General features: G+C 65.8%; 21 protein-coding genes and 1 tRNA gene. 17 read left to right on the top strand and 5 right to left on the bottom strand.

Annotated features, from left to right (window positions below; genetic code table 11):
* Window positions 1-51: 51 nt before the first annotated feature.
* From ABIE57_RS01925 to ABIE57_RS01885, 9 genes are all read left to right on the top strand, one after another.
* On the top strand, window positions 52-237 hold the full coding sequence (locus ABIE57_RS01925) for a helix-turn-helix transcriptional regulator (protein ID WP_354537290.1): 186 nt from the start codon (window positions 52-54) through the stop codon (window positions 235-237).
* A gap of 310 nt (window positions 238-547) precedes the next feature.
* Window positions 548-1,237 (top strand): hypothetical protein, encoded by a 690-nt coding sequence (locus tag ABIE57_RS01920; protein ID WP_354537289.1) that lies wholly within the window; start codon window positions 548-550, stop codon window positions 1,235-1,237.
* 134 nt (window positions 1,238-1,371) lie between these two features.
* On the top strand, window positions 1,372-2,115 hold the full coding sequence (locus tag ABIE57_RS01915) for a DUF7146 domain-containing protein (RefSeq protein ID WP_354537288.1): 744 nt from the start codon (window positions 1,372-1,374) through the stop codon (window positions 2,113-2,115).
* Entirely contained in the window at window positions 2,112-3,614 is a 1,503-nt protein-coding gene (locus ABIE57_RS01910; protein ID WP_354537287.1) for a YfjI family protein, read from the top strand. The genes ABIE57_RS01915 and ABIE57_RS01910 overlap by 4 nt, the downstream gene beginning before the upstream one ends.
* Entirely contained in the window at window positions 3,604-3,903 is a 300-nt protein-coding gene (locus ABIE57_RS01905; RefSeq protein WP_354537286.1) for a hypothetical protein, read from the top strand. Before ABIE57_RS01910 ends, ABIE57_RS01905 begins: the two co-directional genes overlap by 11 nt.
* 28 nt (window positions 3,904-3,931) lie before the next feature.
* Window positions 3,932-4,177 carry a hypothetical protein gene (locus ABIE57_RS01900; protein ID WP_354537285.1) on the top strand — a complete coding sequence of 82 codons (246 nt, stop codon included), beginning with the start codon at window positions 3,932-3,934 and terminating at the stop codon, window positions 4,175-4,177.
* A 159-nt stretch (window positions 4,178-4,336) separates the two neighbouring features.
* On the top strand, window positions 4,337-5,008 hold the full coding sequence (locus tag ABIE57_RS01895; RefSeq protein ID WP_354537284.1) for an HK97 family phage prohead protease: 672 nt from the start codon (window positions 4,337-4,339) through the stop codon (window positions 5,006-5,008).
* 4 nt (window positions 5,009-5,012) lie between these two features.
* Window positions 5,013-6,185 (top strand): phage major capsid protein, encoded by a 1,173-nt coding sequence (locus tag ABIE57_RS01890; protein ID WP_354537283.1) that lies wholly within the window; start codon window positions 5,013-5,015, stop codon window positions 6,183-6,185.
* A gap of 226 nt (window positions 6,186-6,411) precedes the next feature.
* Window positions 6,412-6,747 carry a P27 family phage terminase small subunit gene (locus ABIE57_RS01885; protein WP_354537282.1) on the top strand — a complete coding sequence of 112 codons (336 nt, stop codon included), beginning with the start codon at window positions 6,412-6,414 and terminating at the stop codon, window positions 6,745-6,747.
* 756 nt (window positions 6,748-7,503) lie between these two features.
* Here ABIE57_RS01885 and ABIE57_RS01880 read toward each other — a convergent pair.
* Window positions 7,504-7,591: transfer RNA gene (locus ABIE57_RS01880), tRNA-Ser, on the bottom strand.
* A gap of 177 nt (window positions 7,592-7,768) precedes the next feature.
* Here ABIE57_RS01880 and ABIE57_RS01875 point away from each other — a divergent pair.
* From ABIE57_RS01875 to ABIE57_RS01845, 7 genes are read left to right on the top strand one after another with little or no spacing between them, the layout of a single operon-like run.
* Entirely contained in the window at window positions 7,769-8,635 is an 867-nt protein-coding gene (locus tag ABIE57_RS01875) for an SPOR domain-containing protein (RefSeq protein WP_354537281.1), read from the top strand.
* Between the two features lie 18 nt (window positions 8,636-8,653).
* Entirely contained in the window at window positions 8,654-9,811 is a 1,158-nt protein-coding gene (locus tag ABIE57_RS01870) for a D-alanyl-D-alanine carboxypeptidase family protein (RefSeq protein WP_354537280.1), read from the top strand.
* Complete coding sequence (tmk, locus tag ABIE57_RS01865; protein WP_354537279.1) at window positions 9,808-10,434, top strand: dTMP kinase; 627 nt, start codon at window positions 9,808-9,810, stop codon at window positions 10,432-10,434. Before ABIE57_RS01870 ends, tmk begins: the two co-directional genes overlap by 4 nt.
* The gene (locus ABIE57_RS01860; protein ID WP_354537278.1) at window positions 10,431-11,549 is read left to right on the top strand and encodes a DNA polymerase III subunit delta'; all 1,119 of its coding nucleotides are present in this window, start codon (window positions 10,431-10,433) and stop codon (window positions 11,547-11,549) included. Before tmk ends, ABIE57_RS01860 begins: the two co-directional genes overlap by 4 nt.
* An 18-nt stretch (window positions 11,550-11,567) precedes the next feature.
* Window positions 11,568-12,359 carry a TatD family hydrolase gene (locus tag ABIE57_RS01855; RefSeq protein ID WP_354537277.1) on the top strand — a complete coding sequence of 264 codons (792 nt, stop codon included), beginning with the start codon at window positions 11,568-11,570 and terminating at the stop codon, window positions 12,357-12,359.
* Complete coding sequence (locus ABIE57_RS01850; protein ID WP_354537276.1) at window positions 12,359-13,156, top strand: MBL fold metallo-hydrolase; 798 nt, start codon at window positions 12,359-12,361, stop codon at window positions 13,154-13,156. Before ABIE57_RS01855 ends, ABIE57_RS01850 begins: the two co-directional genes overlap by 1 nt.
* Window positions 13,157-13,160: 4 nt before the next feature.
* A complete protein-coding gene (locus ABIE57_RS01845) occupies window positions 13,161-14,090 on the top strand; it encodes an AEC family transporter (RefSeq protein WP_354537275.1) in 930 nt (309 codons plus the stop codon).
* Here ABIE57_RS01845 and ABIE57_RS01840 read toward each other — a convergent pair whose 3' ends face one another.
* From ABIE57_RS01840 to putA, 3 genes are all read right to left on the bottom strand, one after another.
* On the bottom strand, window positions 14,091-14,459 hold the full coding sequence (locus ABIE57_RS01840; protein ID WP_354537274.1) for a GFA family protein: 369 nt from the start codon (window positions 14,457-14,459) through the stop codon (window positions 14,091-14,093).
* Window positions 14,456-15,202 (bottom strand): rhomboid family intramembrane serine protease, encoded by a 747-nt coding sequence (locus ABIE57_RS01835; protein WP_354537273.1) that lies wholly within the window; start codon window positions 15,200-15,202, stop codon window positions 14,456-14,458. The genes ABIE57_RS01840 and ABIE57_RS01835 overlap by 4 nt, the downstream gene beginning before the upstream one ends.
* A gap of 118 nt (window positions 15,203-15,320) precedes the next feature.
* Window positions 15,321-18,752 (bottom strand): bifunctional proline dehydrogenase/L-glutamate gamma-semialdehyde dehydrogenase PutA, encoded by a 3,432-nt coding sequence (gene putA / locus ABIE57_RS01830; protein WP_354537272.1) that lies wholly within the window; start codon window positions 18,750-18,752, stop codon window positions 15,321-15,323.
* Between the two features lie 103 nt (window positions 18,753-18,855).
* On the opposite strand from putA, the gene ABIE57_RS01825 reads away from it, so the two are divergent.
* On the top strand, window positions 18,856-19,335 hold the full coding sequence (locus ABIE57_RS01825; protein ID WP_354537271.1) for an Lrp/AsnC family transcriptional regulator: 480 nt from the start codon (window positions 18,856-18,858) through the stop codon (window positions 19,333-19,335).
* Window positions 19,336-19,793: 458 nt separating this feature from the next.
* Here ABIE57_RS01825 and ABIE57_RS01820 read toward each other — a convergent pair whose 3' ends face one another.
* On the bottom strand, window positions 19,794-21,620 hold the full coding sequence (locus ABIE57_RS01820; protein ID WP_454283710.1) for a PHA/PHB synthase family protein: 1,827 nt from the start codon (window positions 21,618-21,620) through the stop codon (window positions 19,794-19,796).
* Between the last annotated feature and the right edge of the window lie 3 nt (window positions 21,621-21,623).

The raw sequence follows: 21,623 nt of genomic DNA, 5'->3' as shown, positions 1-21,623 counted from the left end.
CGACAGACGCCGAAGCATTCCCGCTTGGGCGCAAATGGAAAGGGCCGGAACATGGCTGAGAAACTTTTGAGACGCCCCGAAGTCGAGAACGTCACGGGGCTTTCCCGATCGACGCTTTACGACTGGATGAAAAGGGGCGAATTCCCGCAGCCGGTGAAGCTGGGCACCCGCCTTGTTGCGTGGCGCGAGAGCGACATTGCCGCGTGGCTCAAAAGCCGCGAAACTCGGGCCGCTTGAAATGAGCGGCGGGCAATTGGAAGCCCCGCGCGGCTGGCAGGCCGACACGGGGCAAGGGAACCGCTCTGCGGAAGCGGCGGGCACCCTTAAGATAACACAAACGGCGGCAAGCGCAAAGCGCACGCGCCCCCGAGGCTTCGCGCCTTGGAAGCCGCGCGCGGCATCGCTGGCGCTGGTGCAGGACGTGCAGGCCGTGCTTAGCGACTATCGCGCGCACCTGCCCCTGACCATTAGGCAAGTATTCTATCGGCTTGTCTCGACACGCGGCTTTGACAAAACGGAAACAGCGTATTCCCGGCTTTGCGAAACCGTGAACCGTGCGCGACGGGCCGGTTTTATCCTTTTCGAGGCGATCCGCGACGATGGCCCTAGCCGCTACCAATGGCAAAGCTGGCCTAGCGCAGAAAGCTTCCTGATTGACATGCGCGACGACGCCGAGGGTTTCACACTCGACCGACAGGACCGGCAGCCTGTTCGCCTCTGGACGCTTTGCGAAGCGGGCGGCATGGCACCCATGTTAGCGCGCGTGGCGAACCCCTATGGCGTGCCCGTCCTCACCTCGGGCGGCTTTGATAGCCTGACGGCAAAGCACGACTTGGCGCGCGAATTGGCGGCGGCAATGGATATGGGGCAGCCCGCCGAAATCCTGCACATTGGCGACCTCGACCCTAGCGGCGAACATCTTTTCACGTCTCTGGCCGAGGACGTTAGCGCGATGACCGAAACCCTATTCGGGGCCGCGCCGCGATTCACCCGCCTTGCCGTTACACGCGAACAGGCGGCGGCGCTCGACCTGCCAACCGCGCCCCCAAAGCCGACCGACAAGCGGCGCTTTGAGGGCGATACCGTGCAATGCGAGGCCATAGACCCCGCGACCCTTTCCGGCATTTTGCGCGACGCAATCGAGGCGAGACGCAATGCAGACGCGGCGGCGCGCTTGCTCGACCGCGAGGCCGCTATTCGTGCCGACTTGGTGGCACGGCTGGGGGGCGCAATATGATTGACGCAAGGAAATTGACTCTGGATTTAGGCGGGCGCTGGCATGGCCGATATGGGGTTTGCGCCTGTCCGGTATGTCAAAGTGAGCGGCGGAAAGAGCAAAACGCCCTGACCATTTCAGACGGCGGTGCGGGCTTGCTTTTGCATTGCAAGAAAAGCGCTTGCTCCTTTCTCGACATTCTGGCGGCGGCGGGGCTGCGCTCTGGCGACTATCGCGCCCCGGACCCGGCAACGTTGGCCCAGCGCGAACGGGAACGACGGGCCGAAGCCCAGCGCAAAGCGGAACAGGCAAAACGGCTTTGGCAGGAAGCCCAGCCCATCGCGGGCACGGTGGCGGAAGCCTATTTGCGCGGGCGGGGCATCACCTGCGAATTGCCCCCCACGCTTCGCTTTCACGGCTCTTGCTGGCACGGGCCGACCGCAAAACGGCACTCGGCACTTGTCGCGGCGGTGCAGGGCACGGGCGCGGCGGCAATCCACAGAACTTTTTTGCGCGCCGATGGCACCGGCAAGGCCGATATAGACCCGGCAAAAGTGATGCTCGGGGCCGTTGCCGGGGGCGCGGTGCGACTAACGCAAGAGCGCGGGCCGCTTGTGGTGGCCGAAGGTATCGAAACCGCCTTATCGCTTGCCTCTGGGCTACTGGGCAGAGGCGCGACGATATGGGCCGCTCTATCAACCTCGGGAATCCGGGGGCTTCACCTGCCCCCGCGCCCAGGACGGCTGACGATTGCCCCGGACGGTGACAAGGCGGGCCGTGAAGCTGCAAACGCTCTGGCAGAAAGGGCGCACGCGCTGGGCTGGGCTGTATCGCTTTTACCTGCCCCCGCTGGCCGCGATTGGAACGACATTTTGACCATGAAAGGGGAAGCCGCATGAAGGTTTTGACCCCCCAAGCCGTGCCTTTCACGCCCGAGGGGCCGCAACCGCTGGTGCGCGAAATCGCCCCCGGCATGGCCTATCCGGTGCAGGCGCTTGGGCCGTTGCGCGCGGCGGTGCAGGCCGTGCAGGGCATGACACAAGCCCCCGTGGCAATCCCGGCTCAATCGGCCTTGGCGGTGGCGTCTCTGGCCGTGCAAGGCTTTGCGGATGTGGAAACCCTGGGCGGCGCGCGCCCGCTATCGCTTTACGCCTTGACGGTGGCGCGCTCGGGCGAACGGAAATCAGCCTGCGACGCGCCCCTGCTGGCCGCGCTGCGTGACCATGAACGCGAACAGGCCAAGGCCCAGCGCGACGCCCTGCAAAGCTGGACAAACGCGCACGCGCTATGGAAGGGCGAACGCGACCGAATCCTCACGGAAGCGAAGAAAGGCAAAGGCGAAAAGCGCACGGCGGCGCAAGCTGACCTTGCCGCGCTCGGGCCGGAACCGGCAGCCCCGCCCAGCGCTGACCGAACCGTGACCGAACCGACATTTGAAGGATTGACCCGGCTTTTCGCGCACGGGCAACCGTCGCTTGGGCTTTTCTCGGATGAGGGCGGGCAATTTCTGGGCGGGCACGCCATGAACTCGGAAAACCGGCAAAAGACGCTGGCCGCGTTCAATGACCTCTGGCAAGGCAACCCGATACGCCGAACCCGCGCGGGCGATGGACATGCAACGCTCTATGGGCGGCGGCTGGCGGTGCATCTGATGGTGCAGTCGGGTATCGCGCGAACCTTCATGGCCGACCCATTGGCCGTTGATTCCGGTTTCTTGCCCCGCTTCCTTCTATGCGAACCGCCCAGCGCAATCGGGACCCGGATGCAGGCGAACGCGCGCCGCGATGAAATGGCGCTTGCAAGCTTCGCGGGACGGCTGCGCGACATTCTCGACACGCCTATGCCTATGGACCCGGAAACACGGGAACTGGAACCGCGAACGCTGCACCTGACCCCCGAAGCCCGCGCGCTGATGGTGGCGTTTTCCGACGCTATCGAGACGGCACAAGCCCCCGGCGGTGACTTGGCACATATCACCGGCACGGCTTCAAAGGCGGCGGAACAAGCGGCGCGCATCGCTGGTGTTTTGACACTCTGGCACGACCTCGACGCCCCGGCGGTGGAGGCGGGCGACATGGCTGATGCAATAGACTTGGCGCAATTCTATCTGTCCGAAGCTTCGCGGCTGGCGAGTGCTGCAGCCGTATCGGCGGAAATCGACCGGGCCGAAACCTTGCGCAAATGGCTTTTGGAAAACTGGGCCGAACCGGAAATCACCGCGCGAGACGTGGTGCAATATGGGCCAAACGCCATGCGCGAAACACCGAAGGCGCGGGGCGGGCTGGGCACGCTCGAAAAACACGGCTGGCTTATGCCGCTTGAACCCGGAACCGTGGTGCGAGGCGCGGCACGAAAGGAAGCTTGGCACATAATAAGGGGGGCTGGTGATGTGGTTTAACACACGCGCCGCGCTGGCCGAAATTTCAGGGAAGCCGCTGGCACCGCGCGCCCCAGATGTAGCGAAAGTAGCGATTGTAGCGGCACCCTTTCCTGAAATGTCAAAAGAGGAATTGGCCCGCGACATTTTCGAAGAACGATGCGCAATCCGCGAATTCGACGGCGGTCAGGACCGGGCCGAGGCCGAGCGCGACGCATGGCCCGAGGCGCAGCGGGCCGCAGGGATCACGCTGCTAGATCAATGGCGGCGCGAAGCCGACGATCCGCACAATCCCGACAACTGGAAATGAACCCGACAGAAACGGAAAGGAACACGACATGACCGACGAAAGCAAAACAGTCAGTCTTTGCGATGAAATCGTTTATCGGGCCGCGTGCCTGATGATCGAAGAGGCCGGGGCGGATATTGTCACGGTTTTGGACCGCTTGTTGACCTACAGCGCAGCGCAAGCCGTTTCCATGGATGGAGCACAGGACACGGCAGCCATATTCCGGCACCTCGCAGACCGGATCGAGGCTGGTGCATTTGCATCACTTGAGGGCAAACGGGGGAAGGTGAATTGACTTTCGCCACGTTATCACATAACTATATCGCAGGTCTGATCGCGCCCGCCACCTTAACCGGGGCCAAGCCGACGCACCGCCTTCGCAGCACCGGCAACCAGACCGGGCTTGAAGATCACCGGGCAGCTTGCCCGAATTTTCAACATGCGAGGAGGTGAAATGGACCTTCGCAAATTCTCAAATGATCTACGCCTCGCGGTCGCAACCGACCTTGAGGTGAAAGCTACTGCCGAGGGCCGGATCGAAGGTTACGCCAGCACTTTCGGCGGCGGTCCTGACAGGCATGGCGATGTTGTTTCGGTCGGCGCTTTCACGAAAACGCTTGCCGAGCACCGGGCCGCTGGCACATCGCCCGTGATGCTTTGGTCACACCGCCTTGAGGAACCTATCGGGAGTTGGTCGCATATCGAGGAGGACAGCACCGGGCTTTTCGTGGCCGGTCAAGTCAATCTCAAGACCACCAAGGGCAGGGACGCTTTCGAGCACATATCGGCGGGCGACGCAGGCGCGTTTTCCATCGGCTTCCTGACGCCAGAAGGCGGGCGGCGGTATCTCGGAAAGGGCGTGTTTGCCCTCGACCAGATCGACCTCGTGGAAGTCTCAATCGTCACCGTGCCCGCGAACACCCGCGCTCGCATCCGGGCCGTGAAACACCTCGAAAGCAAAGCCGCCACGGTGCAGTTTTTGCGCGAAGCGGGATTGCCAAAAGCGGCTGCAACAAAACTGGCGGCGGGCGGTTTCGCGGCGCTGGCAGGAACTGCGCTCGACCAAGAGCGCGTCAAGAAATTCGCCGAAATGATCGAGGCAAAAACACCTCAAATGAAAGGCTAAACCAATGACCAAACACACCACCCTCACCACCCGGCACCGCGCCGCCCTCGCCGCTGGCGCACACCTTCAGCGTAAAGACGGCGGCGACGTTCTCGACACGCTTTCGCAGAAATTCGCCAGCCATGCCGACACCGTGGCCGCTGAACTCAAGAGCGTTCGCAACGAATTGGCGGGCACCAAAGAGCATGTCCTCGAAATGCAGCAAAAGGCCGCGCGCGTTGGATCTCACGATCTGCGCCCGCAGACGTGGGGCCAACAATTCATCGAGGCCAAGGGGCTTGCCGACTTCGCCCAAGAAACCGCGCGTCCTGGGCGCTATCGGCTGGAACTGAAAGACGTTACGTCCAGCCCGACCTCGGGCGGCGCGATGGGCCAGCCGTTCCGCGACGAGGTGGCAACGCTGGCACGCCGCCGCCTGACGATCCGCGACCTTTTGCCGGTGGTGGCGGTTTCGTCGAATTCGGTCGAATGGCCCTCAATGACTTCCCGCCCCGGTGCCGCTGCGACGGTAGCAGAGGGCGCGCTCAAGCCGCAGTCGGATATGACGCTGGAATTGCGGAACGTAAACACGCAAGTGATCGCGCACTGGGTTCCGGCATCGCGGCAAATCCTCGACGACGCCCCGCAACTGCGCGACCTGATCGACACCGAACTGCGCCACGGGCTGGCATTGGTTGAAGAGGCGCAACTCTTGGCAGGCGATGGCGTGGCACCGAACCTTCATGGCCTTATCCCGCAGGCCACGGCATTCGCTGACCCGAGCGCGGGCGCTATCGTGCCGACGAACCTTATCGACCAGATCGCGTTGGCAATCCTGCAATCCGCTTTGGCCGACTTCCCGGCGACAGGCGTTATCGTGCATCCGAGCGATTGGACAAGGATGCGGATGGCGAAAGATGCGGACGGCAAATATCTCTTGGGCGCACCCGGCGCTGACGTGCCGCCGGTCTTGTTCGGGCTTCCAGTGGTGGCCAGCCAAGCTATCGCAGCGGGCAGCTACCTTGTCGGCGACTTCCAACAGGCGGCGACTCTTTACGACAGGTGGACGCCGAGAGTTGAAATCAGCACCGAACACGCCGACTTCTTCACGCGCAACCTTGTGGCGATCCTGGCCGAGCAACGTATCGCCCTTGCCGTGCGCAAGCCCGCCGCGCTCATCACCGGCACGTTCGCCTAACTCGGGAAAGGGCAGGCTGCGCCCGGTGTTCCGACGCCAAAGCAGCCCCTTAACTGGTGAGTAGGCAAACCGCCAGAGCGCGCAGCCCCACCGAACCTCCGGGGCGTGGCGCGCACCCTATACCGGGGGGGCCAAGATAACTTCACGGCTTCACCAACAGCGGACCGGCGTGGGAGCTTCCATTCTACAAAGCCTGCCCCGGTTTGAATTTCCAGAGGATCGACCAATGCCCAAGAAATTGACGCCCACGCCCTCTCACCTTAGCCCTGAGGCCGCTCAATGGTGGTGTGAGGTAGTGGAGGCTTACGCGCTCGAACCGCACCACATGAAGCTTCTACGGCTTGCTTGTGAGAGTTTCGACCGGTGCCAGCAAGCGAGGGCTGCGATTGACCGCGACGGCATCACGGTGCCCGCTGGCGACAGCGTGAAGTCTCACCCGGCGATTGCGATTGAGCGTGATTCCCGCCTCGCCTTCGCGCGCATCCTTCGCGAAATGGATCTCGACACAGAGCCGGTGCAGGATCGACGCCCGCCCGCGCTTCGCAGCAATAGGAGGGGCTGACATGCCGATCAAACGACGCACACCAAAGGGCCGCGCTCACAAGGTCACGCCAGAGGCTATCGAGGCTTTTCAGACTGGCGACTACATGGGCGTGCACCGCGCTTTAGGGCTTCGACCTTGGGAGACTTCACCTCTAGACGCAGACACGCCAGAACCGCCGGAATGGGCCGTTGAGGGGGACTTGTGGGCGCAAGGCTGGGAGACTGCTAGGGAACTGCGTGCGGCGCTCACAGAGGCCGCAGCGGCATGACGGGCGAGGTGCGCTTGTGGCACGCTATCCTTGCTCATGGGCTGCACGACGCGGCGCGGGGCGTTGATGTCGCTTGGCTTGGCTCACGCGACTTTTTCACGGTTTGCGCCTTGGCTGGGATGGACCCGCAGGCGGTGCTATCGCGGTTTGAGCCTGAGCGTTTCCGGCGGCTGATGCACGTCGCATGACGGGTCCCAATCCCGCCGATCTGCCCTCGGTCTTGCACCGGTGGTGGACATTTCCTTTCGCGCTGCGCGACCCGCAAGAAAACCGGAACTCACCCACCGGTTCACGGCAAGGCGCGACATGGCGGCATTGGCACCGTTTCGTGTAGCAAAAGTAGCGAGTGTAGCAGGCCCCCGGCGCTGAAATCAAAAATTCAGGCAACGCGCACCGGCTGCGCTCTTTTCCGGCATATTCCGACGCAATCCGCGCCAATGTGGGGGATAACTTGGGGGAACGGTTTTTCAATTATCGTGTAATTTCAATTACTTAAGGGGGCTAAATGGCGGAAGGGGTGGGATTCGAACCCACGGATGCTTGCACATCGCCGGTTTTCAAGACCGGTGCAATCGACCACTCTGCCACCCTTCCCAGCCGCGAGTAGAGTGTCCCTAGCCCTGCGCGGGCGATTCTGCAAAGCCCTGATGGGGAAAATCCGCGCAAGGCGGGCCGGGGTGCTTTTCACGCAGCATTGGACAGGTTAGACTGCGCGAAAACCAAGACCGGGCGGGGACACGCCCGCAAGAACGCAGGTGCAAGGGGCGCAGGATGGATCGGGTGACAGCGGTGATGAGGGCCGGGCGCGTATTGGCGGGGCTGGCGGTGTTCGGGCTTGCGGCCTGCGATGAGAGCGGGAATTTCAGTTTCGGGCAACCGGCGGCGCGCGAGGCGGCATCGGGCGGCAGGTCCGTGCGGCTGGTGGAGCGCGATGTGGAGGCGCCGCAGGTCTTTCAGAAAACCGATATGGGGCTTTGGGACGGGCGGCCCTCGCTTGGCGGGGTCTGGGTGGCGCATCCCGATGTGACCGACCCCGAGCGCGTGATCATCCGCAACACCGCGAACGGCACCTTCGTGATCGGCGCGCTGTTCCGGCGGCAACGCGACCTGCCCGGACCGGCGTTCCAGGTCTCGTCCGATGCGGCGGTCACGCTCGAGATGCTGGCGGGCGCGCCCGCGCAGCTCAACGTGACCGCGCTGCGCCGCGAAGAGACCCCGGTGGAGGAGGACGCCCCCGCCGAGGTCGAAGAGATCGCCGCCCCCGCCGAGATCGAGGCGACGGCCCTTGATCCGGTGGCCGGGGCCGCTGCCGCCATAGATGCCGCAGAGGCCGGCACCGCGCCGGCACAGGCAGAGCCGGAGGCGTCGTCGAAACCCGCCGCCCCGGCGCGCCCTGCGTCTAGCCTCGGCACGCCTTTTGTGCAGGTCGGGATTTTCAGCGTCGAGACGAACGCACGCAACACCGCGACCGCGCTCCGGCAGGCGGGGATGGTGCCGACGGTTCTGGCGCAGACGTCGGCGGGCAAGCCGTTCTGGCGCGTGGTCGTCGGCCCGGCCACGACGGCCTCTGACCTCTCCGCCGTGCTGGGCAAGATCAAGGGGATGGGCTTTGCCGACGCCTATCCCGTCACCAACTGACCGGGGAGGGCCCTGAAAATGGTGCGCCTTTGGATTGCAGCCCTGGCCGCGCTCATGTTGGCGCTGCCTGCCGCCGCCTTTGAGACGAGCGCGCGGGGGGCCTATGTGGTGGATGTGACCACGGGCACGGTGCTTTTGAACAAGAACGCCGACGAGCCGCTGCCGCCTGCGTCCATGTCCAAGCTGATGACGCTTTACGTCGCCTTCGAGGCGGTCCGCGACGGGCGGCTGACGCTGGATGAGCGGCTGCCCGTGTCGGAACACGCGATGAGCTTTGGCGGCTCGACCATGTTTCTCAACACCCGCGACCGGGTGCGCGTCGAGGACCTGCTGCGCGGGATCGTCGTGCTCTCGGGCAACGATGCCTGCGTGGTCATCGCCGAGGCGCTCAGCCCCGACGGCACGGAGCCGGGCTTTGCCCGGTTCATGACACAGCGCGCGCAAGCCCTTGGAATGACCAATTCGGTCTTTCAGAACGCGAGCGGCTGGCCTGCGGCGGGCCATGTCATGTCGATGCGCGATCTGGCGCTTCTGGCGCGGCGGCTGATCGAGGATTTCCCGGAATTCTACCCGATGTTCGCCGAGACCGAGTTTCGCTTTGACGGGCGCGCGCCCGCCAATATTTACAACCGCAACCCGCTTCTGGGTCTGGGGATCGGCGCGGACGGGCTCAAGACCGGGCATACGAGCGAGGCGGGATATGGTCTTGTCGGCTCGGCGGTGCAGGGCGACCGCCGGGTGATCTTCGCCATCACCGGACTGGACAGCGCCGCCGACCGCGCACGCGAATCCGAGGCCATCGTCAACTGGGCGTTCCGGCAATTCGCGCAGAAATCGCTTGCGCGCGCAGGCGAGGTGGTGGCCGAGGCCGAGGTCTGGATGGGCGATGTGCCGCGTGTGGGGCTGATGCCCGCCGAGGATATCGACACGCTCTTGCCCATTCTCGGGGCTGACCGGATCGCGGGCGAGGTGGTCTATACCGGCCCGGTGCGCGCGCCGGTGGCCAAGGGCGACGTGTTGGCCGAACTCGTGTTTGCACCCGAGGGCCTGCCCGAGACGCGGGTGCCGCTGGTGGCGGCCTCGGATGTGGCACCCGGCGGGTTCATGACCCGGTTGCGCACGGTTTCGGGGCTGCTTCTCACCCGTCTGCGCGAGGGTCCCGAGGGGGCGCTTTGAGCGCGCGCGGTCACTTCATCAGCTTCGAGGGGATCGACGGCTCGGGCAAGTCCACGCAGGCGCGCCTGCTGGCCGAAGCGCTGCGGGGACAGGGCCGCGAGGTGGTGCTCACCCGCGAGCCGGGGGGCAGCGCGGGGGCCGAGGAGATCCGCAAGCTGGTGCTCACGGGCGCGGGCGACCGTTGGTCGCCGGAGACCGAGGTGCTGCTCTTCACCGCCGCGCGGCGCGACCATCTGGAGCGGGTGATCGCGCCCGCGATTGATCGCGGCGCGGTGGTCATCTCGGACCGCTTTGCCGACAGCACGCGGGTTTATCAGGGCGTGGGCCGGGCCGATCTGCGTCCGCTGGTGGACGAATTGCACCGGCTGGTCATCGGGCAGGAGCCGGATCTGACACTCCTGATCGACATCGACCCGGCCATGGGTCTGGCGCGCGCGGAGGCGCGCGGTGGCGGCGAGGCGCGGTTCGAATCCTTCGGGTTGGGTCTTCAGGAGCGGTTGCGCGCGGGGTTCCTGGCGCTGGCCCGCGAGGCACCCGGGCGCGTGCAGGTGATCGACGGCGCGGGCGAGGCGCAGTCGGTGGCGGCGGAGGTGGCGCGCGTGGTCGCCGCGCGGCTGGCATGAGCGAGGCGCTGCCCGAGCCCGACCGCGCCGAGGGCGCACCGCACCCGCGCGAGACGGTCCGGCTTTTCGGGCAGGGCGCGGCGGAGGCCGAATTCCTTGACGCCCATGCCACCGGGCGGCTGCATCACGGCTGGCTTCTGACCGGGGCGCAGGGCATCGGCAAGGCCACGCTCGCGTGGCGCATCGCGCGGTTTCTGCTGGCCAGTCAGACCCCGGCGGAGGAGGGCCTGTTCGGCGCGCCGCCCCCGCCCGAGAGCCTCGATGTAGACCCCGAACACCCCGTCGCGCGGCGGCTGCGGGCGCTGTCGGAGCCGGGGCTGTTCCTTCTGCGGCGCGGTCCCAATGACAAGGGCGACCGGCTGGCGCAGGAAATCCGCGTCGTCGAGGTGCGCAAGCTGGCGAATTTCTTCGGGATGTCGGCCACGGATGGCGGACGGCGGGTGGTGATCGTCGATGCCGCGGACGAATTGAACACGCAGGCCGCGAACGCACTTCTGAAGATGCTCGAAGAGCCGCCGACGCGCACGGTCCTGCTGCTGGTGGCGCATCAGCCCTCGCGCCTTTTGCCGACGATCCGCTCGCGCTGCCGGATGCTGCGGCTGGCACCGCTCGGTGCGCCCGATATGGCGCGCGCCTTGCAACAGGCGGGGATCGACCCCGAGGGCGATCCGGCGGCGCTGGCGGAACTGGCGGGCGGATCGGTGGGCGCGGCGGTGCGCATCGCATCCCTTGGCGGTCTGGCGCTCTATGCCGAATGGGTGGCGCTGATGGAGAGCCTGCCGCGCCTTGACCGCCCGCGCGCGCTGCGGCTGGCCGAAACGGCGGCCATGCGTGGCGCGGAGGCGCGGCGCGACCTTCTGTTCACGCTCATCGGCCTTTTTCTCGTGCGGCTTGCCCGCACCGGGGCCACAGGTATGCCCCCCGAGATCGAGGCCGCAAAGGGCGAGGCCGCGCTTCTGGCCCGGCTGGCCCCCGATCCGCACCGCGCGCAAGTCTGGGCCGCGCTCTCGGAAGAGGTGGGCGCGCGGGCGCGTCATGGTCTGTCGGTCAATCTTGACCCTGCCGCGCTGCTCCTAGATACCGTGTTCAGGATCAAGGAGACCGCCGGGGGATGACCCGGCCATCGGAGGCCCATGACCGGCACGAACCGCATCACCGACAGTCATTGTCACCTCGACTTTCCCGATTTCGACGGCGAATTGGGCGAGGTGATCGCGCGCGCGCGTGCGGCGGGGGTGCACCGGATGGTGACGATCTGCACCCGGCTGCGCAACGAACCGCAGGTGCGCGCCATAGCCGAGGCACATGCGCCGGTCTTCTATGCCGCAGGCACCCATCCGATGAGCGCGGCAGAGGAGCCGCTGGCCACGGTTGACGCGCTCGTGGCGCTGGCCGCGCATCCGAAATTCGTGGGCATCGGCGAGACCGGCCTTGATTACCACTACACCGCCGAGAGCGCCGAGGTGCAAAAGCAGAGCCTGCGCATCCATATCGCGGCGGCGCAGGAAACCGGGCTGCCGCTGATCATCCATGCCCGCGACGCGGATGAGGACATGGCCCGGATCCTCACCGAAGAGTTCAGGAACGCCCCCTATACCTGCGTGATGCATTGTTTTTCGTCGGGGGCGGGGCTGGCGCGGGCGGCGCTCGATCTGGGGTTTTACCTGTCGATGTCGGGGATCGTGGCCTTTCCGAAGAGCCAGGCGTTGCGCGATATTTTCGCCGCCGCCCCGGTGGAGCGCATCCTTGCCGAAACCGACGCGCCCTATCTCGCGCCGCCGCCCCATCGCGGCCGCCGCAACGAGCCTGCCTACACGGTGCATACCGCGCAAAAAGGGGCCGAGGTCTTCGGCATGGACTGGCCGGCGTTTGCCGCACAGCTTGAGGCCAATTTCGAACGGCTCTTCCCCAAGGCGGTGCTGTGATGGGCGAGTTGCGCTTTACCATCCTCGGGTGCGGCTCGTCGGGGGGGGTGCCACGGCTGGGGGGGCATTGGGGCGATTGTGACCCGACCAACCCGCGCAACACCCGCCGCCGCTGTTCCCTGCTGATCGAGCGCGAAACGACGGACGGCACCACCCGCGTTCTCATCGACACCGCGCCCGATCTGCGCGCGCAACTGCTCGACGCGGGCATAGGCAGGCTCGATGCGGTGGCCTATACGCATGCGCACGCCGATCATGTCCACGGTATCGACGATCTGCGGATGATTGTTTTCAACATGCGGCAGCGCCTGCCGGTCTGGGCCGATGGCGACACGCAGAACGCGCTTTACGCGCGCTTCGGCTATGCCTTCATGCAGCCCGAGGACAGCCCCTATCCGCCGATCCTCGACATGCACACGATCGACGGGGCCTTCACCGTCGAGGGGGCAGGGGGGGCGATTACGCTCACGCCCTTCACGGTGGGTCATGGCAGTATCGACGCGCTTGGCTTTCGCGTGGGCGGCCTCGCCTATCTGCCCGATGCGGTCAAGATCCCCGAGCCGGTCTGGCCCCTGCTCGAGGGTCTGGATTGCTGGGTGGTCGATGCGCTGCGCCGCACGCCGCACCCGACCCATGCCCATCTCGAGATGACGCTGGGGTGGATTGCGCGCGCCGCCCCGCGCCGCGCGGTTCTGACCAACATGCATATCGACCTCGACTATGCGACCATCGACGCCGAAACGCCCGATCACATCACCCCCGCCTTTGACGGAATGGTGATCCGCTACCCGGTCTGAGCCGGTGCAGGCGCTGATCGAGGTCATCCTTCCGGTCTTTCTGGTGATCGGGTTCGGCTATCTGGCGGTCTGGCGCGGCTGGTTCAGCACGGCGGGGGTGGACGGTCTGATGACCTTTACCCAGAAATTCGCCATTCCCTGCCTCCTGTTCGCGGCCATCGCGCGGCTCGATCTGGCGCAGAATTTCGACTGGCGCCTGCTGCTGAGTTTCTATGGCGGCGCGCTTTCGGGGTTTCTGCTGGGGCTTGTCGGCGCGCGGGTCCTCTTCGGGCGGTCATGGGAGGATTCGGTGGCCATCGGCTTTGCCAGCCTCTTTTCGAACTCTGTTCTTCTGGGCCTGCCGATCATGGAGCGCGCCTATGGGCTTGGCGCGCTCTCGGCCAATTTCGCCATCATCGCGATCCATTCGCCGTTCTGCTACGGCATCGGCATCACCGCGATGGAGGTGGCGCGCGCGCGCGGACAGAGCGCGGGGCAGGTGGCGGCCAAGGTCTTTCGGGCGATGTTCTCGAACACGCTCATTCTCGGGATTGCCGCGGGATTTGCCGTCAACCTGTCGGGTCTGCCGATTCCGGGGCCGGTTGGCGATGCGCTTGACCTGATGGTGCGCGCGGCGCTGCCCGCCGCACTTTTCGGGCTGGGGGGCGTTCTGGTGCAATACCGCCCCGAGGGCGACATGCGCGCGATCCTCTATGTCTGCGCGATCTCGCTTCTGGCGCATCCGGCGATCACCTACGGGCTGGGGCTGGTGCTGGACCTGTCGCCCGGGGCGCTGCGCTCTGCGGTGGTGACGGCGGCGATGGCACCGGGGGTCAACGCCTATATCTTTGCCAACATGTATGGCCATGCCAAGCGTGTGGCCGCCTCAAGCGTGCTGATTGCCACGGGGCTGACGGTGCTGACGGCCTGGGGCTGGTTGCAGATCCTGCCGTGATCAGCGGTCGGCGGGGTGGTTGCGCCCGTCCACCCAGGGGATTTCCCCCAGATCGCGCGGGTGACAGCCCTCCAGGCAGGCGAGGTTGACGCCGTATTCATTGGGGTTCGAGCGGCGGCGATGATGGGTGTAGATGCCGCAGGTCTTGCAGAAATAATGCTGCGCGGTGTGCGTGCCCCATGTGTAGAGCGCGAGGTTGCCCTCTCCGCGCACCACCTCAACCCCCTCGAGCGGGGCCGAGACCGCCACCGCCCCGCGCCGCGCGCAGAACGAGCAATCGCAGCGGCGCGCGCTGGCCAGACCCTCGGACAGGGTCACGCGCAATTCGACCGCGCCGCAATGGCAGGTGGCCTTGAGGGCATCGGTCATCGGCGTCGCCTCACGCGGGGAATGGAGGTGTGGCGAAATTCGTAGCGCGCCTGTGGGTTGGGCGGCACACCACCATGCAACACCCAGAAGCGCGGCCCGCCAAGCCGCACAAAGAGCGGCAGCGCCAGCACGATCCCCGCCACGAATCCGCCCGCGTGCGCCCAATAGGCAACGCCGCCCGCATCGGGGTTGCTGCCCAGCCCGGCGAAAACCTGGATGGCGAACCACAACAGCAGGACAAGTGCGGCGGGAATCGTGATGATGCGAAAGAAGATGATGAAGATCAGCAGGATATCAACGCGCGCGCGCGGGAAAAGCAGCAGGTAGCCGCCCATCACCCCGGCAATCGCCCCCGACGCGCCCACCGTCGGCACCTGCGAGAGCGGCCCGCCAAAGATATGCGCCAGCCCCGCCGCGATGCCGGTCGCAAGGTAGAAGGCAAGATAGGGCAGATGGCCCATCCGGTCCTCGAGATTGTCGCCGAAAATCCAGAGAAACAGCATGTTGCCCGCGAGATGCATGAGCCCGCCATGCAGGAACATCGAAGTGACGATGCCTGACCACACGCCCCCCTGCGTGACCTTCGCCGGGATCATCGCATAGTCGAAATAAAAGCGCATGAGCGCGCGCTCATCCCCGAAAAGCGGCAGGTACCCGATAAAAATCAGGATATTGGCGGCAATCAGCGCATAGGTCACATAGGGCGTGCGCTGTGACGGGTTGTGATCGCGGATCGGGAACATACGGTGAAGCTAGCGCGGTTGCGCCCTCCCGAAAAGGCGCAAACGCTCGGGCGAGGCACCGCTTTCTTGAAAAGAAAGCGGCCCGAAATCTTTTGAAGATTTCGGGGCTCTCGCGCGGTCAGGACATGCCACCCAGAAGCGCCGCGTTGCCGCCTGCCGCGGTGGTGTCGACGCAGACGTGACGCTCGTGGAGCGCGTGGCCCAGATCGGGCAGCGCGGTGATCAGCGGCAGGATCGGCCCTGCGCGCCGCGCCATGGCCCCCGCATAGGCGCGCGCCTCGTCCGCGCCGCCCCACCAGAGCGCGCCCGAAAGGCCACCCATGGTGACAAGCGCCTCGGGGTCCACCCGGCCCGTTGCCGCGACCGCCACGCCGCCAAGCGCCTCGACCGCGCGTTTCTGGGCCGCTGCGGCCTCACCCCCCGGCCCGAGGCAGAGAAGGGCGGGGCGCAGATGCGTGGTGAGGCGGTTCGACTCACCCGTCGGCCCCGGCAGCACCAGCGCCGCGCGCGGCGCGTGACCTGCGGCATTGGCCTTGTCGAGCGCGGCTTGCGCGTCGCGCACGGGCATCGCGGTCTCCCATTTCTCACCCTGCACCGGCGCGGGCTGCGCGGTGAAGCGCGTCAGGTAATGCGGCCCGCCCGCCTTGGGGCCGGTGCCCGACATGCCCTCGCCGCCAAAGGGCTGGGAGCCCACGATGGCGCCGATCTGGTTGCGGTTGACATAGATATTGCCCGCATGGACCGCCTCGGTCACGTGCTGCACGCGGTCGTCGATCCGGGTCATCAGGCCAAAGGTCAGGCCATAGCCGGTGGCGTTGATCGCCCCGATCACGCGGTCGAGATCGCGCGACTTGAAGGTGGCGAGATGCAGCACGGGGCCGAAAATCTCGCGCTCCATATCCTCGATGCCACCGACTTTGATAAGTGTGGGCGCAATATAAGTGCCGGCATTGGGCGTCTTGAGTTCGTGCAAGAGCCGCCCCTCGGCGCGGGCCTGCTGAATATGCGCGGCAATGCCGGCTCGGGCCTCCTCGTCGATCACGGGGCCGCAATCGGTGCTCAGGTGCCAGGGGTTGCCCACAGTGAGCGCATCCATCGCGCCGGTCAGCATTTCGCTGAAATGTGGCGCGATATCCTCCTGCACGTAGAGGCAGCGCAGCGCGGAGCAGCGTTGCCCGGCGGATTGGAAAGCGGATTCGACAATCGCCTGCACCGCCTGTTCCGGGAGCGCGGTGCTGTCCACGATCATTGCGTTCATCCCGCCGGTCTCGGCGATGAGCGGCGCGCCGGGGGCGAGGTGTTTGACCATCGCCGCACGGATTTTCAGGGCCGTGTCGGTCGAGCCGGTGAAGGCCACGCCGCCCACGCGCGCGTCAGAGGTGAGCGCCGCACCGACCTGACCCGCACCGGGCAGGAGTTGGCAAGCCGTGGCGGGCACGCCCGCGCGGTGCATGAGGGTCACGGCCAGATGCGCGATGAGCGGGGTCTGTTCGGCGGGTTTCGACAGCACCGCATTGCCAGCGGCAAGGGCGGCGGCGATCTGGCCGGTGAAGATGGCGAGCGGAAAGTTCCACGGGCTGATGCAGGTGAAGGTGCCCACGGGGGCCGCTTCGGGCGCGTTCGCGGCGTAGTAGCGCAGGAAATCCACCGCTTCGCGCAATTCGGCCACGGCGTCGGGAATCGACTTGCCGGCCTCGCGTGTGAGAACCGCGAATATCTCGCCGTAATTTTCTTCGTAAAGGTCGGCCACGCGGTTAAGGATCGCGGCGCGTTCGGTCGCTGACGCCTCCCACGGGGCGGCGGCGGCGAGCGCGGTTTCCACATCCGCTTTCGACGCCCACGCCACGGTGCCGGGGCTGTCTGCGGGATCGGCGGGGTTCTCGACGCGTTCGGGTGCCTCAGGCTGCGCCTTGCCCGCCAGAAGTGGTGCCGCGTCCCATTTGTGCGAGGCAAAGGGTGCGCGCGCCGCCTCGATGGCGTCGAGCGTGGGTTGGTGGCGCAGATCGAAGCCGCGCGAATTGGGCCGCTCGGGCAGGAACAGCTCGGGCCCGGTGGGCAGGTGCGGCGCGGGATCGTTCACCGCGTCGAACGGGTCGCGGGCGACGGTCTCGGGGGCCACGCTGTCATCGACAATCTGGTTGACGAAGCTGGAGTTGGCCCCGTTTTCCAGGAGACGCCGCACCAGATAGGCCAGCAGGTCCCGATGCGCGCCCACAGGGGCGTAGATGCGGCAGCGGGTGCCCTCGGCCTTCAACACGATGTCATGCAGCGCCTCGCCCATGCCGTGCAGGCGCTGGAACTCGAAGGCGCGCTTGTCGCTGGCCATGTCGAGGATCGCGGCGGCGGTGTGGGCGTTGTGGGTGGCAAATTGCGGATAGATGCGGTCGGTCATTGACAGCAGCTTGCGCGCATTGGCGATATAGCTGATGTCCGTCGCCGCCTTGGAGGTGAAGACCGGAAAGCCGTCAACGCCCGCGACCTGCGCGCGCTTGATCTCGGTATCCCAATAGGCCCCCTTGACCAGCCGCACCATGATGCGGCGGTCGAGCCGCGTGGCGAGGTCATGGAGAAAGTCGATCACGTGGCTGGCGCGCTGACCGTAAGCCTGCACCACCACGCCGAACCCGTCCCAGCCCGCCAGCGCAGGCTCCGAGAGCACGGTTTCGATCACGTCGAGCGAGAGCGACAGGCGGTCGGCCTCTTCGGCGTCGATGTTGAGGCCCATCTTCGCCGACTTCGCAAGAAGCGCGAGGCTGCGCAGGCGCGGCACAAGCACCGCCATCACCGCGTCGCGCTGCGCCACCTCGTAACGCGGATGCAGCGCCGAAAGTTTCACCGAAATGCCGGGGTTGGCGCGGATGTCCTTGTGGGTGCAGGCATTGGCAATGGCGCTGATCGCGCGGCTGTAGCTCAGGTGATAGCGCGTGGCATCGGCATCGGTGCGCGCGGCCTCGCCCAGCATGTCGTAGGAATAGGTATAGCCCTTCTTTTCCATCCCTGCCGCGCGGTCCATCGCGCCCTGGATCGTCTCGCCCAGAACGAACTGACGGCCCATTTCCTTCATCGCGCGGCCCACGGCGGTGCGGATGACCGGCTCACCCAACCGTTTGATCGCGGCGCGCAGGTGGCCCACGGGGCCGGGGGCCTCGTCCTTGAGCACGCGGCCCGTCAGCATGAGCGCCCAGGTCGAGGCATTGACCAGCGACGAGGTGGAGTGGCCCATATGTTTGCCCCAGTCCGACGGCGCGATCTTGTCCTCGATGAGCGCGTCGATCGTGTCGGCGTCGGGCACCCGCAAGAGCGCCTCCGCGAGACACATCAGCGCAATGCCCTCATCGGTGGAAAGCCCGTATTCGGCCAGAAACACCTCCATCAGGCCTGGGCTCGATTGCCCCCGGATGGCGCGCACCAGATCGGCACCGCGTGCGGTGATGCGGGTGCGGTCGGCCTCGCTCAGCGCGGCGAGATCCGTGAGGCGCGCCAGAACCCCGCTCTCATCGGCATAGGTGGCAAGGTCGATGGCGCGGCGAATATCGGTGTCGTATGGCATGGAAACCCCCCAATGTGTCATGATCATGATAGCATCGGTTTGGTGGTGACATTTCCCGATTGATGTGCGATTGACAGGCGATTGGATCGTTCAGGGGGCAGAATTGAGCCAAAGTGAATATTCCGACCTCGACCGCTTCGACCGGGCGATTCTGCGGGTTCTGGCGACGGACGGGCGGATCAGCGTGACGGATCTGGCGCGCGAGATCGGCCTGTCGAAATCGCCCACGCAGGCGCGGTTGCGCCGGTTGGAGAGCGCGGGCGTCATCACCGGCTATCGCGCGCTCTTTGATCCGATCCGGTTGGGGCTCGATCATGTGAGCTTTGTCGAGGTGCGCCTGCATGACACGCGCGAGGCGGCGCTGGCCGCCTTCAACGCGGCGGTGGCCAAGATCCCCGAAATCGAGCAGGCGCATCTCATCGCCGGGAACTTCGACTACCTGCTCAAGGTGCGCACGCAGAACATGGCCGATTACCGCCGCGTCCTGGCGGAACAGATCTCGACCTTGCCGCATGTGTCCAACACCTCAACCTATGTGGCGATGCAGGCGGTCAAGGAAAACGCGCTTGGCGATGTGATCTGAGCGCACGCCGCCACCGCCACAGGAGACAAGGGGCAGAACGGCGGTAGCCTTTGGCGACGTTCTATGTGATATGCTGAAGCCGGAATGCGGACGTGGTGGAATCGGTAGACACAAGAGACTTAAGCCATGTTTTGAGTGCCCCGGTGGAAACGCCGGGTGCAGAACTGCTCAAATTCGGGGAAAGCTAACGGCCGTGATCATGGCCCATGCCAATCCCGAGCCAAGCCGGTCGAGACCTCAACTCGGACGGAAGGTGTAGAGACTAGACGGGCAGCACCTAAGGCCGGGGACCCGGTGATGGTGAAGGGATAGTCCAGACCACGAACGGCGCGTCTGCGTCGGCGGTGAAAACCGTAGCAGGTATGAAAATCTCTCGATCGTATGATCGTGCGGGTTCGAGCCCCGCCGTCCGCACCATTCCCATGCCCGGCCTGCTGTCCTTCGGCGTCCGGGCTATCTCAGTCCTGATGGATATATGATCCCGGCGCTTGGGCAAGGGCGGGGTGATCGGGGTGATCACCGGGCACACGCGCGGGCACCGCGCCGCTGCTGTGGCCTGTCAACCAGCGGCCCCATTCCGGCCACCAGGACCCTTGCACGGGGTCATGCGCTGCCAGCCATGTGTCAGGGTCGCGGTAATGCGCCCCGGCGGGGCGGTGGCCGATCCGGTAATGCCGCCCCTTGTGGCCCGGCTCTGACAGGATGCCGCCATTATGGCCGCCCTTGGTCAGCAGGAAATGCATGTCGCAATCGGTGAAAAGCGCGGTCTTGTAGACCGAGCGCCAGGGCGCGATGTGGTCGGTCTCGGTGCCCACCACAAAGATCGGCACGGAAATGTCCTTGAGCGCGATCACCCGGCCCTCAACCGCGAAGCGCCCTGCCGTGACGCGGTTCTCAAGGAATATCCCGCGCAGATATTCCGAATGCATCCGCGCGGGCATGCGCGTGGTGTCATTGACCCAGACGGTGACATCGGTGGGCAGGTCCGGCTCGCCCAGCCAGTAGCGCCGCACCGCGCGCGACCAGATCAGATCCTCCGCGCGGATCGCGGCAAAGGCCCCGGACATCTGCGGACGGTCCAGATAGCCCTGAGACCACATCAGATCCTCGAGGAACGCGACCTGGCTTTCGTCGAGGAAAAGCAGCAATTCGCCCGCTTCGGCAAAATCCACCTGTGCCGCCATCAGCGTGACCGAGGCGAGGCGGTCGTCACAGTCACGCGCCATCGCCGCCGCCGCGATGGCCAGAAGCGTGCCGCCGAGGCAATAACCGTTGGCATGCACCTTTTGGCCCGGCACGATCTCGTTGATCACGTCGAGCGCCTGCATGACGCCCGCCTTGCGATAATCTTCCAGCGACAGGCCCGCGTGTTCCGCGCCGGGATTGCGCCACGAGATGCAGAACACCGTATAGCCCTGCGCGACCAGCCAGCGGATCAGCGAATTCTCGGGCGAGAGGTCGAGGATGTAGTATTTCATGATCCAGGCGGGCACGATCAGCACCGGCTCGGCCTGCACCTTGTCGGTTGTGGGGGAATACTGGATCAGTTCCAACAACTCGTTGCGATAGACCACCGCCCCCGGCGTGCAGGCCAGCGCCTTGCCCAGGGCGAATGCCTCGGGCACGGGGCGATGTTCCTGCGCCAGGATGTGGCGCGCGTCGTCGGCGTAATGTGCCGCCCCCTCTATCAGGTTGCGCCCAGCCGTCGCGCGCGTCCGCTCGAGGATTTCGGGGTTGGCAAGCGGGAAGTTCGCGGGCGACACGGTATCAAGAAGCTGCCGCATCAGGAACCCGGTGCGGTCGGCGTTCTGGCGGCGCAACCCGCGCAGATCGGAGGTGGCCGCGTGCCACCAGTCCTGCGTGGCCAGAAATCCCTGCTGCCAGAGCGCAAAGGGCGCGTTCCCCCAGCCCTCATGGGTCCAGCGCGTGTCATGACGTCCGGGCGCAAAGGGTTTTTCCGGACTCTGTCCCATCATCTGCGCGGCACTGTATTGCGCGAGCTTCATCGCGTTGGCCTGCGCCCGCTCGATCAGCTCCAACTGCCGTCCCGGCGCGCGCGCAAGATGCATCGCCCAGTCGCTCCAGGCGTCGATCATCGCATGGGGCGAGAGCCCGCCGGTGAACCGTGCAAGGCTGGCCATCGCACTGCGGTCAAGGGCGGCATGGAGATGCGGCTCGGCTGCGTCGGCTGCGGGCACCGGCGCGGGCGGCACCACGGCCGGGAGGCACGGTGCGGGCGCGTCGTTGGCCGGGCGGGTGCGGCTGCGAGTTGGTTTGCGGGTCATGCG

Source organism: Roseovarius sp. MBR-6, assembly GCF_040547525.1.
GTDB lineage: Bacteria > Pseudomonadota > Alphaproteobacteria > Rhodobacterales > Rhodobacteraceae > Roseovarius.
The sequence above is the reverse complement of the archived record's forward strand: the minus strand, read 5'-3'. Positions and strand labels throughout refer to the sequence as shown.